The sequence below is a fragment of the Flavobacterium sp. TMP13 genome (assembly GCF_050847115.1).
In the GTDB taxonomy this organism is placed as follows: Bacteria; Bacteroidota; Bacteroidia; order Flavobacteriales; family Flavobacteriaceae; genus Flavobacterium.
Genome location: NZ_CP193656.1, coordinates 1,971,521 through 1,987,287, shown reverse-complemented (window position 1 = coordinate 1,987,287; position 15,767 = coordinate 1,971,521). Strand labels below are relative to the sequence as shown.

General features: G+C 31.8%; 13 protein-coding genes. 5 read left to right on the top strand and 8 right to left on the bottom strand.

Translation table 11 applies throughout. The features are described 5' to 3' along the window. Positions 1 to 106: 106 nt before the first annotated feature. The 3 genes from ACRASX_RS08705 to ACRASX_RS08695 are packed head-to-tail and all read right to left on the bottom strand — an operon-like array spanning position 107 to position 5,113. Positions 107 to 1,804: a 3'-5' exonuclease gene (locus ACRASX_RS08705; RefSeq protein WP_432220911.1), complete on the bottom strand. Its 1,698-nt coding sequence runs from the start codon at positions 1,802 to 1,804 to the stop codon at positions 107 to 109. Further along, positions 1,761 to 3,884, bottom strand: coding sequence for an AAA family ATPase (locus ACRASX_RS08700; RefSeq protein ID WP_432220910.1), 2,124 nt, complete (start codon positions 3,882 to 3,884; stop codon positions 1,761 to 1,763). Before ACRASX_RS08700 ends, ACRASX_RS08705 begins: the two co-directional genes overlap by 44 nt. A 20-nt stretch (positions 3,885 to 3,904) precedes the next feature. Then, positions 3,905 to 5,113, bottom strand: a complete 1,209-nt coding sequence (locus ACRASX_RS08695; protein WP_432220909.1) for a metallophosphoesterase family protein — start codon at positions 5,111 to 5,113, stop codon at positions 3,905 to 3,907. A gap of 762 nt (positions 5,114 to 5,875) precedes the next feature. On the opposite strand from ACRASX_RS08695, the gene ACRASX_RS08690 reads away from it, so the two are divergent. Genes ACRASX_RS08690 through ACRASX_RS08680 form a run of 3 tightly spaced genes read left to right on the top strand, consistent with a single transcriptional unit; the run spans position 5,876 to position 7,421 of the window. Then, entirely contained in the window at positions 5,876 to 6,112 is a 237-nt protein-coding gene (locus ACRASX_RS08690; RefSeq protein ID WP_432220908.1) for a helix-turn-helix domain-containing protein, read from the top strand. Next, positions 6,109 to 6,438 (top strand): HipA N-terminal domain-containing protein, encoded by a 330-nt coding sequence (locus ACRASX_RS08685; RefSeq protein WP_432220907.1) that lies wholly within the window; start codon positions 6,109 to 6,111, stop codon positions 6,436 to 6,438. Before ACRASX_RS08690 ends, ACRASX_RS08685 begins: the two co-directional genes overlap by 4 nt. Next, complete coding sequence (locus ACRASX_RS08680; RefSeq protein ID WP_432220906.1) at positions 6,435 to 7,421, top strand: HipA domain-containing protein; 987 nt, start codon at positions 6,435 to 6,437, stop codon at positions 7,419 to 7,421. The genes ACRASX_RS08685 and ACRASX_RS08680 overlap by 4 nt, the downstream gene beginning before the upstream one ends. An 862-nt stretch (positions 7,422 to 8,283) precedes the next feature. Here the strand turns inward: ACRASX_RS08680 and ACRASX_RS08675 are convergent. The 3 genes from ACRASX_RS08675 to ACRASX_RS08665 all read right to left on the bottom strand — a co-directional run bounded on the left by ACRASX_RS08675 (position 8,284) and on the right by ACRASX_RS08665 (position 10,518). After that, on the bottom strand, positions 8,284 to 9,525 hold the full coding sequence (locus ACRASX_RS08675; RefSeq protein ID WP_432220905.1) for an MFS transporter: 1,242 nt from the start codon (positions 9,523 to 9,525) through the stop codon (positions 8,284 to 8,286). A gap of 50 nt (positions 9,526 to 9,575) precedes the next feature. Next, positions 9,576 to 10,181: a PAS domain-containing protein gene (locus ACRASX_RS08670; protein WP_432220904.1), complete on the bottom strand. Its 606-nt coding sequence runs from the start codon at positions 10,179 to 10,181 to the stop codon at positions 9,576 to 9,578. Positions 10,182 to 10,326: 145 nt separating this feature from the next. Continuing rightward, the gene (locus ACRASX_RS08665) at positions 10,327 to 10,518 is read right to left on the bottom strand and encodes a hypothetical protein (RefSeq protein ID WP_432220903.1); all 192 of its coding nucleotides are present in this window, start codon (positions 10,516 to 10,518) and stop codon (positions 10,327 to 10,329) included. A gap of 542 nt (positions 10,519 to 11,060) precedes the next feature. Between ACRASX_RS08665 and ACRASX_RS08660 the strand changes: the two genes are divergently transcribed. Next, positions 11,061 to 11,438, top strand: coding sequence for a hypothetical protein (locus ACRASX_RS08660; protein WP_066307539.1), 378 nt, complete (start codon positions 11,061 to 11,063; stop codon positions 11,436 to 11,438). A gap of 144 nt (positions 11,439 to 11,582) precedes the next feature. Here ACRASX_RS08660 and egtB read toward each other — a convergent pair whose 3' ends face one another. Both egtB and egtD read right to left on the bottom strand, forming a co-directional pair. Next, the gene (gene egtB, locus ACRASX_RS08655) at positions 11,583 to 12,767 is read right to left on the bottom strand and encodes an ergothioneine biosynthesis protein EgtB (RefSeq protein ID WP_432220902.1); all 1,185 of its coding nucleotides are present in this window, start codon (positions 12,765 to 12,767) and stop codon (positions 11,583 to 11,585) included. Between the two features lie 12 nt (positions 12,768 to 12,779). After that, positions 12,780 to 13,775, bottom strand: coding sequence for an L-histidine N(alpha)-methyltransferase (egtD, locus tag ACRASX_RS08650; RefSeq protein WP_432220901.1), 996 nt, complete (start codon positions 13,773 to 13,775; stop codon positions 12,780 to 12,782). 605 nt (positions 13,776 to 14,380) lie between these two features. On the opposite strand from egtD, the gene nhaA reads away from it, so the two are divergent. Further along, on the top strand, positions 14,381 to 15,718 hold the full coding sequence (nhaA, locus tag ACRASX_RS08645) for a Na+/H+ antiporter NhaA (RefSeq protein ID WP_066307544.1): 1,338 nt from the start codon (positions 14,381 to 14,383) through the stop codon (positions 15,716 to 15,718). Positions 15,719 to 15,767: the final 49 nt, after the last annotated feature.

Genomic DNA, 15,767 nt, shown 5'->3' with positions numbered 1-15,767 from the left:
TTTTCAACTTCGTTTAAGTAATCATCTAAATCAACTTCTCTGCACAATTCAACATTCTTTTTGGATACTTTTAATTATCTCATAAAATCGCAATTTTAAAAAATTTCTAATTTGACACTACAAATTCGGAATTAAAAATATTTCCCATTCTTTCAACCTCATCAAGAGTTACTTTTTGAAAATAAACTCCCGAACTTTGATTTTCTCTAACCCCTCTCAGAAACAAATAAATCACACCACCAAATTGGCTTTCGAAATCAAAATTAGGAATTTTTGAAGTTAGAAATTTATTAACTGCCACAGCATAGATTAAATATTGCAAATGGTAATTACTTTCATTCATCGCCTTCAACACATTTACCTCATCATAATGAGCCAAAGTATCCCCTAGAAAATTAGATTTCCAATCCAAAATATAATACTTGCCTTTGTGTTCAAAAAACAAATCGATAAAACCGAGCATCATTCCTTGTACTTCTCCATTACGCTTGGTTTCGATTTGACGTTCTTCGTCTTGCAATAGATATTCTAAACTCGCCATATTAAAATCATTGGGTAAACTAAAATTAAATTCCAACTCATTGACTCGCTTATCTTTGGAAATGGATTGCAAAGAAAATAGATTTCCATCGGTATCAGAGCCTAAATTAACTTGCATTGTAAAAGTCACCAACGAATATAAATTTGCAAAAAAGGCTACATCATCTAGTTTTGAAGGTGCAAAACTACGCACTGCATTCCGAATTATTGCTTCCCAATTATCGGAGTTGGTATAATCTATAAACTCAAATATAGCGTGAAGCAGATTTCCTATTTGCGCTCCTTTTTGAAGGTCTTTAAAAATAAAATGATTGTATTCTAAGGCATCATAAACCGATAAATTTTCTTTTGGAGAACTCGCACCGTGTGCCGACAAAAATGAATAACTCATTTTATTATAGTTCGCATCTGCAAATGAAATTTTCGGAATGATTTTATCTACAGATAATTTAATTTTCTTATTTAAAGAAACAGATTCTAATCCCCAATTATCTATTTCTTCTTTTGATTTAATTATAATATTTTCCGATTGAAAGTTGTCTTGATTTTCTATTTCATTTATAAAAGCAGAAAAATTATGTTTTATTCTTTTATTATATTGATTATTTGACTTATTAATTAGTATCGCATTATACTTTGCACGAGTCAAAGCTACATACAACAATCTTATATTTTCCTGAGCTTTTTGATGAATAAAAATTTCCTTTAATTCCGAATCCTGAATTGGATTACGTACAAAAACATAATCCTGATTCTCATTATTTTCGATTCTAATACTACTAAAATAGAACATTTCCTTAGCTAATAAATCTAAATAAGGAGTCAGTATCACATCGTATTCTAATCCTTTGCTTTTATGAATGGTAACAATCTTTACGGCATCTTCATCACTTTCAATTCGCTGTGACAAATCTGCATTTTCGCTACTATCCAATGATTTTGTTTGGTGGTATAAATAAAGATACACTTCATTTGGTGTTAAAGCATTGTTGAGTTCTTTCTCTTGAAGCAATTCTAACAACTGCCTAACATTCGACAAAACGCGATGTACTTTAGTGGTGTCTTTTTGATGTATTTCAACCACTTTAAAATCAACCACCAATTGATTTAATGCTACAAAAACACCATCCTTTTCCCAAGTTTTAAGGTAATTAGTAAACTGTTCTACACATTGGTTAAAATCAATGAATTCCAAATCAACAACTTTCTTTCCCAGTAATTCAGTGAGCAAAGCTTTTTGAATAAACGTTTTTTTTGAATTCAATATTGCCTTCAAAACAAAGAGCAATTCTGATATTTTCCTGATTTAATTCAGCTATTTCAGCTTGAACACTGGCTAATGGAATGGCATCATAATCTGAAAATAATAGTTTTTTTAACTGGGTTAATTCGTTAGTAATTGCACCTGATTTGGAAGCCTGTTCCGCAACTAAAATTCCTCTGTTATTCAATTGGAGCTTTAATTCTGCTTCCTTTGTCTCTTTTAGTAATCGGAATGCCTTTTCTTTATCTTCAATCGCTTTTATTCCGTTTTCGACCTCAATCTGCTCTCTCTTTTTTGAATTGAAAACAGTCATATCATTAGCATTGAAATCAGTCCAAACAAATTTTGATAAATGGGTTTGAATTGTAGTTTCAGTTGCCAATTTTTCTGAATTGAAAGTTTCTAATTGACTTTTTAATAGCGCAAAAGACAATTCAAATTTCTCTGCTATTAAAGCTATTTTAGCGAGTTCCACTTCTTGCTCTTCTACTACTGAAAGTGCTAATTTATTCGTTTGTAATCTTTCCGAAACATCTTCCGCTTGCATTACATTCGGATGTTCGAGAGCACCACACAAAGGACAGTTTTCCCCTTCGTGTAAATTATCTGCAAAATGAGCTAGTTCTTTTGAAACCATAAGTTTCGTTTGAACCGTTTGTAATTCCTTTTTTTGAAGTAAAAGCACTTCTCTTTTTGATGCTACTACTTCTTTCCAATTTTCAAAAGGCAAGTTCGATGCACTAAATAATTCTTTTTGTTTGTCAATTTCATTCTGTACTTGAGTACTTTTTTGAATAATCTCTGCTAGTTTTACGCTATGATTTCCCTGTACATTATACCAATTCCCTATCTCCACCAACAGATTTGCATCCATTCGTTTCGTCTTTATAGTAATTAGTTCCTTTTGAATATCAACCAAGTCAGTTTTTAATTCTTGTTCTTTCTTTTCTGCTTCGACGTATAAAGTATCTGCTTTTTTTATCTTTTCGTCAACGACAATCAAATCAGTTTTGAATCCTTTTATCTTTTCAATAGATTCTAAATCGGAGACCTTATTTTTAGTGTTTTCTAAATTATCAAAGAGCGGTTGCAAAAGCACTATTTTAGTTTGGTTCTCGTCAATGATTTTCACAATCTTATCCTTTTGATCTGTAAAAGAAACATATTGTTTTTTTGAATTTTCTAATGCTATTTTATTAGAATTAAAACGATTTAAAAGTGCTTTAAACCCTTTTTCAGTTTTTTCAAAAGAAGCGATTTCTGACGCTAATTGATCCATCAACGGTTTTCTCTCCATTAAAAGAGTAAGCTGACCTTTCTTTTTTACTAATTCTTCAAAATTATTTTTTAATATTGTCAAACTCGCAAACTCGGCATCAATGACTCCAAGCTCTGTTTTGTTTTGCAACAATTCTTTTTCTGCTAAAGCTAATTCTTCTTCTAAAACTACTATTTTTTCTTGCGTAGTATCTTCGTATCGAGATAATGCACCTCTAAGTTCATCCAGTTTTGATTTTGTACTACTTTGTAAATTCCCAACTTTTGAACTTAAATCAAATTGATCTAAATGAAAAATCTCTTTCATCATATCCGACCGATCTTTGCCTTTCAAATCCAAAAATTCTTTGAACTTTCCTTGTGGAATAATAATCGTTCTTCTGAAATTCTCGTAAGTCAAACCAATAATTGGGGTCGCATCATTAGATTCTAATGGAATCCAATCGTTGTCTATCCATTCGTAAGCCAACCGCTCAATAGGTGTAGTATCTTCAAACTTTCTTTTACGTTTCCAATTGGCAACAAATTTGAATTTTCGATCTTCAAAATTTAAGAATTCAAATTCAATATTGACTGTATCCGATTTCAAGTTCAACATATTATAGGATCGTTTTTCGGCTTTATTCAATCGTTCCGTATCTTCATACAAAACAAAACCGATAGCTTCCAAAATGGATGATTTCCCAGAACCTACTGCACCAAAAATTCCGAATAAACCAGCATCCGTCAATTCCTTAAAGTCAATAATTTGCTTTTTCTGATAAGAATATAATCCTGTAAGACTTAAAAATAATGGTAACATAATACTTTGTTTATTTAGGATTAACTGCCTACTACTTCTTTGAATAAATCGATTAAATCTTCATTTGGTTCCTGCTTGAATCTTGAAACAAAATAATCTTTGAACAAACCGTGAATATCCTGATCTAAATTCACTTTTGGACCTTGAGTAGAAGATATATTCTCTTGAATTACTTCTGGAATAATGTGTATAATTCCATCGTGACTTTCGTGAATACGCTTCAAATCGGAATTTAAAATAAAAGTAACACTAACCAATGTCAGTTCTACCAAACAATAAGGATTTTCTTTGAGCCAATCAACTGCTTTATCTATATCGTCAAAACGTTTTCTGTACAAAGGACGACCCGATTGAATTGAAATATCAGTAAACTGAACGGGTTTATTAGGTTCTGCTTCTATAAGCACTACCTTTTTTTCCTGTCCTGCTTCGGAAAAACTATAACACAAAGGACTACTCGAATATACCACTGGATTTTTATGACCGCCCACTTCTTGAAAGCGATGCAAATGTCCCAAAGCCGTATATTGAATTTGATTAGGAATACAATCTGTATAAATTACATCTGCATTTCCGATACGTAATGGTTTTTCACCATCAGGTTCTTCAAGGATTTCTCCTCCTCTATTCAACATATACAAATGTGTTGTCAAGATATTAACTCCATTCGTGTCACAATATTTATTGGCTAATGAAGTCCAGGAATCGTGTAATAATTGATTCAATTGTTCTTCTTTATCTTCTGCGCCCAAATAGGTTTTTAAACGCAATTCATTGGCATACGGCGTCGTAATAATGCGAATGGGATATTTGGATTGGGGCAATTGAATTTCAATAAATCCACTCTCAGATTGCATAATTTCAAAACTATCTTCGAATGCCATTTTTGGAATTACTACATCTGGATTGCCCACAAAAAGAATTCCACATTCTCTCGCCAAAGGATTTGGAGCATCTATTCGATCTGGGCTATCGTGATTTCCTGCAATAGCAATTACAGGACGTTTCCCGTTATTCGTTAATCTTTTCAAGGTTTTATACATCAAATCAACCGCTTCAACGGGAGGGTTAAAAGTATCGAATAAATCACCTGCTACAATTACAACATCAACATCTTGTTCATCTGCTACCTCGCAAATTTCATTCATCACCGCTTTCTGTTCTTCGAATCTCGAAAAATAATCTAGCTTTTTTCCTAAATGCCAATCGGCGGTGTGCAAAATTTTCATATAACTATTCGTTTTATTTTATGGTAACAATCTGACTTTAATTCCTTTGATTCTTTTGTGATAAAATCAAAAAACGATACTTAATACTATTCTAAAGTAAGCCAATTTTGATGATGAAACTATATCCTCCTTTACTATTTCTAGGCTATTAACAATAACTTAAAATTAATGGACTCTAATTCAATTTTAAGATCTTCAATTTCGGTGGTAATTTCACTTATTAATTTCTGGTTAAATAATGCTCTCCTTGTTCTTAAAATTCTTTTTCTTTCAATAGAAGTTCTAAACTCTCCTTTTTCGTAGCATAATTAAACCCATGATAAGTTAACAATTTTAAATACGCTAATTGTAAGTTTTTCTGAGAATCCATTAATGTACCACAAATAGCTTTTCCTTCAATTAAAATACTTTCAATTTGACATAACAAAGAATCTTTCTTTAATCGGATCACTTCTGACTCTTAATATTCTCCTTTCAAAATTGAGTTTACTTCATTTTCTCTAAGAGTATTACGTATTCAAGATGATTTTTAAAATTAGCATCAGATGATGAACGTGGGAGAAAACTTCAAAAACTTGATTTATTAAAATAATCTGTAAAATATTAAACATCTCAAACACATAAAATGAATCACTATATTTTTGATATAGTGCGATTTAACGCTCTTAATGATAAAAATAAAGGTCAAAAATGAAAAAGATATAATATAGTGCTCTATATAGCTCTTTTTGTTGTTGTTTGAAAAATTAGCATTACATTTACATGAAATTATGCCATATAATGCACTTTACAGAAATAATAAAAACTATAAAAGAACGCAGGGAAGCGCTACATGTAACACAAGAAACACTAGCTGAACTATCTAATGTTGGATTGAGAACACTAAAGCAGCTTGAAAGCGGAAAAGGAAATCCTACACTATTAACATTACAGAAAATCTGTGATGTGTTAGGCATGGAGGTTTACCTAAAAATTAAAAATATAACGCCTACTAAATGAGAAATGCCAAAGTGCTATTTAAGGACAAAGAAGCAGGTATTTTAACGCAATACGACGATGCCTCGTTTTCATTTCGTTATCACGATGAATGGATAGCTGACAACAGTAAGCAAAGCATAAGTCTTACTTTGCCTAAAACCGAAAAAGAATTTCAATCTAAGTACTTATTTCCCTTTTTTTTCAACATGCTTCCTGAAGGTTCTAATAAGCAAGTAGTATGTAAACTAAATAGAATCGACCTTGATGACTACTTCGGATTACTAATGATTACTGCAAAAAATGACAGTATAGGCGCGGTTAGAGTTATTAAATCAGAAAATCAATGAGTTTACCAGAAATTAAATATTGTCCTGGCACATTATCTGAGGGCTTTAATACCTATAGCAGAACTGCATTGAAAAGAGTATTTCAAGGCAAGAAGGTGCATCATATTTTACCTTACGATTCCCCAACATCCAATCCAAAGACAAACGAACTATTTGAAGATAATCGAAGATGCATATCAATATCAGGCGTACAAGAAAAATTTTCTGTATTGCTTGACAAAAACAAACTAAGGCTCATTAATGAAGACGAACATGGTACCTATATCCTGAAACCAATTCCAAGTGTTGGCAAAAAATCTGACCAAATACCAGCCAATGAGCATTTAACTATGCAAATAGCCCGCCAGATTTATGGTATAGAGACCGCAGAAAATGCATTGATCTTTTTTAAAGACGGTAAACCTGCTTACATCACCAAAAGATTTGATGTAAAAGAAGATGGCTCAAAATTGGCACAAGATGATTTTGCCTCCTTGGCAGAAAGGACACCACAAACACACGGAGAACACTATAAGTATTTAGGTAATTATTTAGAGCTATTTGAATTAATGCAAAAGTACTTGCCTACATACAAAATAGAAGCTCCTAAACTTTTAAAAATTCTCATCTTTAATTACCTTTATTCAAATGGAGATGCTCATTTTAAAAATTTTTCGATATTAGAAACACCTATGGGCGATTATCGACTAAGTCCGGCTTATGACTTGCTAAATAGCCGAATCCATATAGAAGATAAAGACTTCGCATTGGATGACGGTCTATTACCTAGAAATTTAGCTCAAGGAAAAATCAGTTTGCAATTTGGTGAACTAGCAGAGAATACAGGAATCAGTAAAAAAGCTTTTGATGATATTATGTCATTAATGCTGTCCAAATCAGATTTAGTTGAAAAAATGATAGCTGCTTCTTTTCTCAATGATGTCACTAAAAGAAATTATTTGCAATCTTACCAAGGGCGTATAAAACAACTACTGAAAATATGATTAGAAAATACTAACAAAAACTAGAAAGCAAGAACAAAATCTTAATTTAAAGTCTGTAAAGTGAATTTAAAAAATGAATGAATTTGTAGTTAACGAGGAGTGAGGAAAAGGAGTGAGAAAACCTTCAAAAAAAAGCAAAAAACATTTTTATATAAAAATATAAGTAACTGACAGCTAACATTTTAAATACACAAGACCAACACAATCTAGGATTCATAACCCTGAGGTCACGGGTTCAACTCCCGTCTTCGCTACAAAAACAAACCCTTAAACAATAACTGTTTAAGGGTTTTTTATTTTTAAGAGGTATTCTTACCGTCGCAATTAATCAAATTTACAAGTGTTCTTATAGAAGTACATCTTTACTTTTTGACTAGTATCATTTCTCCAGAAACTTAAAAATAACTAGCGCAACAATCATCTCTAAAGAATAAAAATTCCAAAAGAGCATAGACTTTAATTTCATCTCAACTTAAACTGGAATCTTTCGATTTAATACTCCGACCAATACTCACCTTTCCGAATCATCTTAGAGTAGCTTTATAGACACATACACTTTACAATATCTTAATTCGCATTAAGCAACTAATTACAATAGTAAGTCCTACTTACTGAATCATTGAATTATTAGTTTAAATCAGCCTCTAGGACTTATAAACTACAACGGTCAAAGCTATCGCTTGCTTCAATTATTTTTAAAATCTGCAAAAATTACTATTACAAATTCGAGACAATAAAAAAAGGTCTTAATTTGTTTAAGACCTTTTTTTATTGTTACATTTTTAGATTCAATGCTTTAATAAATTGTAATAGAAACTATAGCATTTGTTATCGTTCGAGATAAGTAAAATATCAAATTTTATTATTTTTTGAAAAACGAAACAACAATATCTTCTTTTACCTTCTTTTGTTCTTTTTTTACCACCAAAAAGATCAGATAAGTTAAGAAAGCGGTACCAAATGCAAGCGTATAATTAAAGATCCAATTGGTATTGTAATCGTAATTTTGAATAATAGCCAGACCTGTCTTAGAACTGAATACGTGTGCAAAACCGTAGCTCATTTGAAAAGTTGACATAAACACTCCTTCTAAGTTTTTATGGCTTCTATTCATCACAAAACCACTTGCAAACGCAAAAGTCAACATGTTTCCAAGACTCATTAAAAACATAAATGCCCAGAATATCCAAGGCTCATGAACTAAGAATAGTAAGAGATAAGAAGAACCTATTAAAAGTAATCCTATCATTATAGCCACCATGTCTGTTATTTTATTTTTTTGAACAAAATTAACCACCGCTAGTTCAAATAAAATAAAAATAACTCCACTGAAACCAAGAAACATTCCACTATCAAACTCCGTTAAGTTATATGCCTCTTTGTGATAAATAGGCACAATAGAAAAAACCTGAAAATACAGATATCCTGTTATCAGGGCAATAATCCAATTCATCACAAAAGGAAAATCTTTTAAGGGCGCCATTTTATCCTGTCCTATAGCGCTCATCTCGAGCTTATAGAGTAGTTTTTTCTCTTTAACAAAAATTACAAAAAAACATACCGAAATGATAGAAGTTAGACCATCTACAATAAATAAGGTATTGTATTCTGCATTCAAAATTAGAATTCCTCCTAATACAGGCCCTACAACAAGACCAACATTAGTTGCCATTCTTAATAATGATAACGCCCTTACTCTGGATTCGCTGCTTACATAATCATTAAGACTCACCATCATCGCAGGTCTATACATATCAGCAACTGCAGTTAGCAGAAAAATCGTAATACATAACAGCTCAAAAGTTTTAGCAAATTGCAGCGAAAGTAAAACTAGACCACTGGCAAATAAGCTAAACACCATCACTTTATACGATCCAAAAACATCAGATAATTTTCCACTAATGAAGGTTCCTACTAAAGATCCAATTCCGAAACAAACCATAATCCAACCAATCTGCGAATAACTTAGGTTTAATTCTTCTTTGAAATAAATCGATAAAAAAGGAACCACCACAGCCCCAATTCTGTTTACTAGAGTAATTAGGGCAAGAATCCATATTTCTCTTGGGAAATTCTTAAAATTCCCTAAATAACGGTTAAGCATTTTCAAAAATATTTAATTGAGGCACTATTTAAATCATTTAAAAAGAAGTATTAATTTCCAAAAAATCTACCAAAGAAACCCTTTTTAACCTCTTCTATTTCTTGAGTGGATGACTCAACCTTTACGTCTTGATTCAAATCGTCCATCATTAATTTTGTAATTAATTCTACATAATCAAGGTTATGATCTTCTAGATAACCAATCAAATACTTTTCACTTCCTTCTACTCCACTTACTTCTTCAATTTTAGACAATTTCTTGTATAAAACATCCACTTTTGCAATTACACCCGGCGAAATAGCTTTACGACGAGCCACATATTTCAAGATTTTAGCATCTTCGTCTACTATATAGTCAAAATCAGTGATTACCCAGTAATATCTACCTGATTTGGCTAAATTTTTAATGATTCCATGAAATTTTTTCCCTTTTGAAATACTATCCCATAAGACTTTGAAAATCACTTTTGGCATATCAGGATGGCGAATAATATTGTGTGGTTGGCCAATAAGCTCCGATTCATCATAACCTGAAACTGACGAAAAGGTGTCGTTAACATATTCTAAGCTTCCGTATAAATCAGCCTTACTTACTATAGTTTGGGTTGTATCCCATTTAACCGGCTCATCAATTAGGGTTGGACGTTTCTTTTCCATAATATTTAAATTTTATTTAGGTGATAATTAAGTTGTGACGAATGATATTATTTCTGTTTAAAACAACTGACTAGCAATTAGTTCTACATACCCAACAATGGTGAATTAAAGCTTTACAAATAGTACTACTAGTAAGAGAAATAATTTAGGCTATGCTTTCGTTTTCTACGCAGTAGGATTTTACATTTATATTTCCTTTTTTTGTGCTGTAAATAGCACTTACTGGTCTTTTAATTTTCTTAATTTCGATTCCAGAAAAAATATTTTCTTGCAAACAAAGTAGTGATGCAAAAAAAAGCAGCATAAGTACTGCAAAATATAATTTTAAAATTCTCATAGGTTAAGTTTAATTTGTATCCGTGTAACTTTAAAATCTGATATTTCATTAAAGTAAATTTGTACCTCAGAAATAACTCAATTTTTAAAAATAAAACAGATAAATTAGTTATTGCAAAGCAAATTTCTGATACTTTTTTCTAAAACAATTACTCTTTTTTTGGGGCTGCAAAAGTACAAAAAAAACATGTAACTTATTTTTTGCATAAAAAAATTTAAGATATGCAAGAAACACTTCCTTCAACCCTTTAATAAACAGTCTTTTAAAAAAAAAGTTAAAGAATAATTACGATAAACAAGTTTGACTTACACTCTAAAAAGCTAAGAATTTTAATAAATTATAAGAATTATTGTATCCAAAAAGACGAGTATTACTTTAATTAAGCATATTTGTTGTAAGTAATTTTGGCGTAATAGATATATGACCGTGTAAATTATTTTTTTCTGCAAAATCACAAAGTAGATCCCACCTAAAAGAATAAAAAACGTTCTTATAGCTTTTCAATTATAAAAAAATTAAATTTGCTACTTAAATTTTTATAAATGTCGGATTTTTTAAAATTATTTGGAGAGAATATATTTAAGGAAATGCATGGATTTGTAGCATTAAGTATTATTGACGTAAAAAGCGGTAATATTTTTTATTCCAAACAGAACAATACAAACTTTGATATAGAAAATGCATCAAAATTTGCATTAGAAATAGTAAGAGCTCAATTAAATTCGAACGATTATCTAAAACAGAATCAAAATATAGATGATATTACGATAACGCTGACGAATCAGTTTCAGTTTTTAAAAATATCAAACAACAATAGTTATATTATTTACTTAGTTGCTGATTCCTCCAAAGCAAATTTGGCTTTTACAAAAGCACTTCTCAATAAGCACATGGCAGAAATTTCGAATATGTTTAAGTAGAAAATATTTTTTGATTTCAAGCAACAGAACGTCTAGATATTCATCATCTTTAAAAAGATAGGATAACTATTTTAAATTAAATACAAGTAAAACCTTCAAATTTTATAAAAATGAAGGTTTTTTTGTTTTATATATTTGAAAGCTCTACTTCACTAAACGTATCCCGCTGAATTGCCATTGCAATTTTGGATGAAAAAAATTACGATATGAAGGGCGACTGTGTCCAGCAGAAGTAGCTTCCGATGCTCCTCGAAGCACCATTTGATTCACCATAAATTTTCCGTTGTATTCGCCAATGGCACCCGATTGTTTTGCAAATCTAGAATAAGGCAAATACGCACTTTCCGTCCATTCCCAACGTTCTCCCCATGCAAATAAATGAGACGCTGCTTCCCATTCATATTCCGTTGGCAAGCGCATTCCCTTCCATGACGCAAAAGCAGCTGCCTCATAAAAGTTTACATGGCAAAGTGACGCATCCAACTCTATTGCTTGAAGCCCGTTAAGCGTATAATGCATCCAGTTAGCATCAATATAATGCCAATACAGTGGTGCTTTTGCATTTTTTTCTTTTACCCACGCCCAACCGTCGGAGTGCCAATATTTAAAATTAGTATAACCACCCGCTTCAATAAATTGCAAATATTCAGAATTACTGACTACATTACTGGCAATCTCAAAAGATTCCAAATACTGTTTGTGTCTTCCTAATTCATTGTCAAAACAAAAACCAGTGCCACTAAATCCTATTTCATAAAGACCTTCCGAAATTGGAATAAACTCATTTTTTTTAATTGGTCTTTTTTCAAAAATAACTCTTTCTGAATATGAAGGAAATAAGGGATTGTGTCCTAAAATATATTTAATATCATAATACAATAACTCTTGATGCTGTTGCTCATGATTGAGTCCTAGCTCTAGAATTGCGTTAATTTCAACAGTCAAAGAATCGCTTTCTAAAAATTCCTCCATTTTCTCATTAACATATGCTCGATACTGATACACATCGGCCACTGAAGGGCGACTTAAATTACCCCTATCGGTTCGCAGCACTCTAGCACCGACAGTTTCGTAATAACTGTTGAAAACAAAATTATACTGAGCATCAAATACCTCATAATCCCTAGCAAAAGGAATTAATATAAAGGTTTCAAAAAACCATGTCGTATGACCCAAATGCCATTTCGGCGGACTTACATCTGCAACAGGCTGCACGACATAATCCTCTATTTCTAAAGGTCGACAAATATTTTCTGACTGCTGTCGAATTTTTCTAAAGCGCTCTAAAAAAACTTTTGCATCTGGATTTATGTGTATGATTTCTTTCATTGTTCTTTTATTTTAAGTCGCTAACCAAAAGGCATCTGCAAACCATTTTTTATCGTCCATAATCGTATCAATTGGCATAAATCCTGAATTTATAGCTAAATTTTCGATATCTGAAACAGAAAACTTTTGGGAAATTTCCATGTAAATCGTCTCATTTTTATCAAATTTTATCTCTGTGTCTGCAAGACTCACTTTTTGATCTGCTAGACTAATTAAATAACTTTTACAAGCTCCAGTTAAAGGATCGTAATTTTGATAATGCTCAAATTGCTGCAAATTAAAGTTTGCATCCAGTTCATTATTTATGCGTTCTAATAAATTAAGATTGAATAATGCGGTAGTCTTACTGGCATCATTATAGGCATCTAGAATCGTTTGTGGATGTTTTTTTAAATCGAAACCAACCAAAACGACATCTCCTTTATTTAATTTTTTACGCAGTTCTGCACAAAAGACCTCTGCCTCATTAAATTCCATGTTACCAATATTGCTTCCTAAAAAAAGCACTACTTTTCTACGAGACGATAGTTTGGCCACTTTATTTAGCATCTCAAAATATTCTCCTTCTAAACAAATAACTTCTAATTCGGGTAAATTAGCATGCAGTTTGTCGTTTAAAATTTCTAAAATATTTCCTGAGATATCAATGGGCATGTAAGAAAATTTTTCTTTTTGTTCCGATAGATATTTCAAGAGAAAAAGTGATTTAGTCGCATCACCTGCTCCCAACTCGACTAGATCGAAAGCGCTGTTATCTACTTTTATTGCCTCTGCAATCTGAGCGGTTTTATGTTCGAAGATCTCTGTCTCGCAACGCGTCAGGTAATATTCTGGCAATGCCATAATTTGCTGAAAAAGACGGTCACCTTTTTTATCGTAAAAATATTTAGACTGTAAGCGTTTTGGGCTACTACTAAGCCCGTAAGCTACATCGTATAGAAATTGGTGGTTGCATTCTTGCATTTGTTCTGCTTTTAATGGCGTGACTGAGTTTGGTTGTATCGTCATTTGATTTGTTTTACTAAAATTAAGACCTAATTCAAATTTTTAATTTCACTGCTCATTTTGTTTCCTCTTTTAAAAAAAATCAAAATAAATTAAGTCAAGTATCGATCTATTTAAGCATGTACTCGCTTGCTGTAATAGTACTAATTTGAAATCATAACGCCTTGATAATCTACTACTAACAAATTAAGAACAGAAGTGAAATTTAAAATTTACTCAAAATTAAAGCACTTAACGACTTAAAATTTATATAATTACCGCTTAACTTTATAAAATTTTTTATCACCAAACACTTTTACCCATTAAAAAAACGCTTGGGTAGTCTAGTCAGCGATAAACTGCAAATCAAGACCTCGCACAAGATATACGAGAATAATTTCAATTTGGATTTCACTTTTAAGAAGATAGAACCTAAAAACTAAAATGAAACTCCAGAACCGACTTTTTACCTAAAGTATAAAGTTTTATTTTTAATGATTTATTTTTACTAAAAACACATTTTCGCTGTTAATACTAATAGGTAAAGGAACAATAGACTATAAATCAATACAAAAATTAACTTTAGTAGTTATTTTTAAAATGTAACTTTGAACGAAACAAACAATTCAATGACAGACGAAAAAAAATACCCTATTGATAAAGTATATCAACCCATTCAAAAATTTATACAACAAGAAAAAGCAGGCGGAATCGTACTTGGAATAAGTGTAATTATTGCTATGTTTTTGGCCAATTCAGCTTGGTCAGATGACTATTTTGGTTTTTTTGAACATAAATTTGGTTTAGAATTTGATGGAAAATCGTATTTAAATTATAGTATTCACCATTGGATTAATGATGGGCTCATGGCTATTTTCTTTTTTGTAGTCGGTCTCGAATTGAAACGTGAAATTGTGGGCGGCGAATTATCAAATCCGCGAAAAGCAATGTTACCTATTGGTGCTGCTTTGGGAGGAATGGTAGTACCTGCCTTGATCTATCACTTTCTTAATCCTGCTGGACCAGTTAGTAACGGTTGGGGAATTCCAATGGCTACGGACATCGCTTTTGCTTTGGGCGTTTTGTATTTACTTGGAGATAAAATTCCGTTGAATTTAAAAGTATTCTTAACTGCATTAGCTATCGTGGACGATTTAGGAGCTGTTTTGGTTATTGCCTTCTTTTATACGTCAAATATATCTGTAGAGAGTCTAATGTTAGGCGCTGCATTTTTATCGATCATGTACATGGGGAATCGATTGGGTGTTCGAAATATTATATTTTACGCTGTTTTCGGAATTATAGGGGTTTGGATTTCATTCTTATTGTCAGGAGTTCACGCCACAATAGCTGCTGTTTTGGCTGCATTTACCATTCCTGCTGATGTTATTATTAAAGAAAACGCTTATGTTAAAAAAATAGAGAAATACCTCCATAAATTTAAATCTATTGATCCAGTCGAGCAAATTCCGACTTTAACGTCACAGCAATTACATGTACTCGAAAAAATAAAAACAGATACCAACCAAGCCATCCCGCCGTTGCAACAACTAGAGCACGCGATGCACCCAATGATCACATTTTTCATCGTTCCTATTTTTGCTTTAGCTAACGCAGGTGTATCTATAGATGTCGACTTTCAAGAATTATTCAACACCAATGTCGCTTTAGGTGTAGCTTTAGGTCTTATTGTTGGAAAAGTTATCGGTGTAGTTGGATTTACGTTATTACTTATTAAACTAAAAGTAGCTCCTTTTCCAAACGGAATGAATTTAAGAAATTTACTTGGACTTGGTTTATTAGCGTCCATTGGTTTTACGATGTCTCTGTTTGTTACTTCGCTCGCCTTGCAAGACGAAGTACATATTATTCAAGCTAAAATCGGAATTTTCTCTGCTTCAATAATTGGTGGAGTTTTAGGCTACATAATTTTGAATAAAAGCGCAAAGAAAAAAGTATCCGTCTAAGAGTTATTACTTAATTGTGAGTTAGTTACACTTCTAAAAAATTCAAGAA

What these genes read in the sequence shown, in the direction of transcription:
- ACRASX_RS08675 (WP_432220905.1), bottom strand. Translation starts at nt 9,525, where the DNA reads ATGCTTAACCGTTATTTAGGGAATTTTAAGAATTTCCCAAGAGAAATA.
- egtB (WP_432220902.1), bottom strand. Translation starts at nt 12,767, where the DNA reads ATGAAAGAAATCATACACATAAATCCAGATGCAAAAGTTTTTTTAGAG.
- ACRASX_RS08685 (WP_432220907.1), top strand. Translation starts at nt 6,109, where the DNA reads ATGAGAAATGCCAAAGTGCTATTTAAGGACAAAGAAGCAGGTATTTTA.
- ACRASX_RS08695 (WP_432220909.1), bottom strand. Translation starts at nt 5,113, where the DNA reads ATGAAAATTTTGCACACCGCCGATTGGCATTTAGGAAAAAAGCTAGAT.
- nhaA (WP_066307544.1), top strand. Translation starts at nt 14,381, where the DNA reads ATGACAGACGAAAAAAAATACCCTATTGATAAAGTATATCAACCCATT.
- ACRASX_RS08690 (WP_432220908.1), top strand. Translation starts at nt 5,876, where the DNA reads ATGAAATTATGCCATATAATGCACTTTACAGAAATAATAAAAACTATA.
- ACRASX_RS08670 (WP_432220904.1), bottom strand. Translation starts at nt 10,181, where the DNA reads ATGGAAAAGAAACGTCCAACCCTAATTGATGAGCCGGTTAAATGGGAT.
- egtD (WP_432220901.1), bottom strand. Translation starts at nt 13,775, where the DNA reads ATGACGATACAACCAAACTCAGTCACGCCATTAAAAGCAGAACAAATG.
- ACRASX_RS08660 (WP_066307539.1), top strand. Translation starts at nt 11,061, where the DNA reads ATGTCGGATTTTTTAAAATTATTTGGAGAGAATATATTTAAGGAAATG.
- ACRASX_RS08665 (WP_432220903.1), bottom strand. Translation starts at nt 10,518, where the DNA reads ATGAGAATTTTAAAATTATATTTTGCAGTACTTATGCTGCTTTTTTTT.
- ACRASX_RS08680 (WP_432220906.1), top strand. Translation starts at nt 6,435, where the DNA reads ATGAGTTTACCAGAAATTAAATATTGTCCTGGCACATTATCTGAGGGC.
- ACRASX_RS08700 (WP_432220910.1), bottom strand. Translation starts at nt 3,884, where the DNA reads ATGTTACCATTATTTTTAAGTCTTACAGGATTATATTCTTATCAGAAA.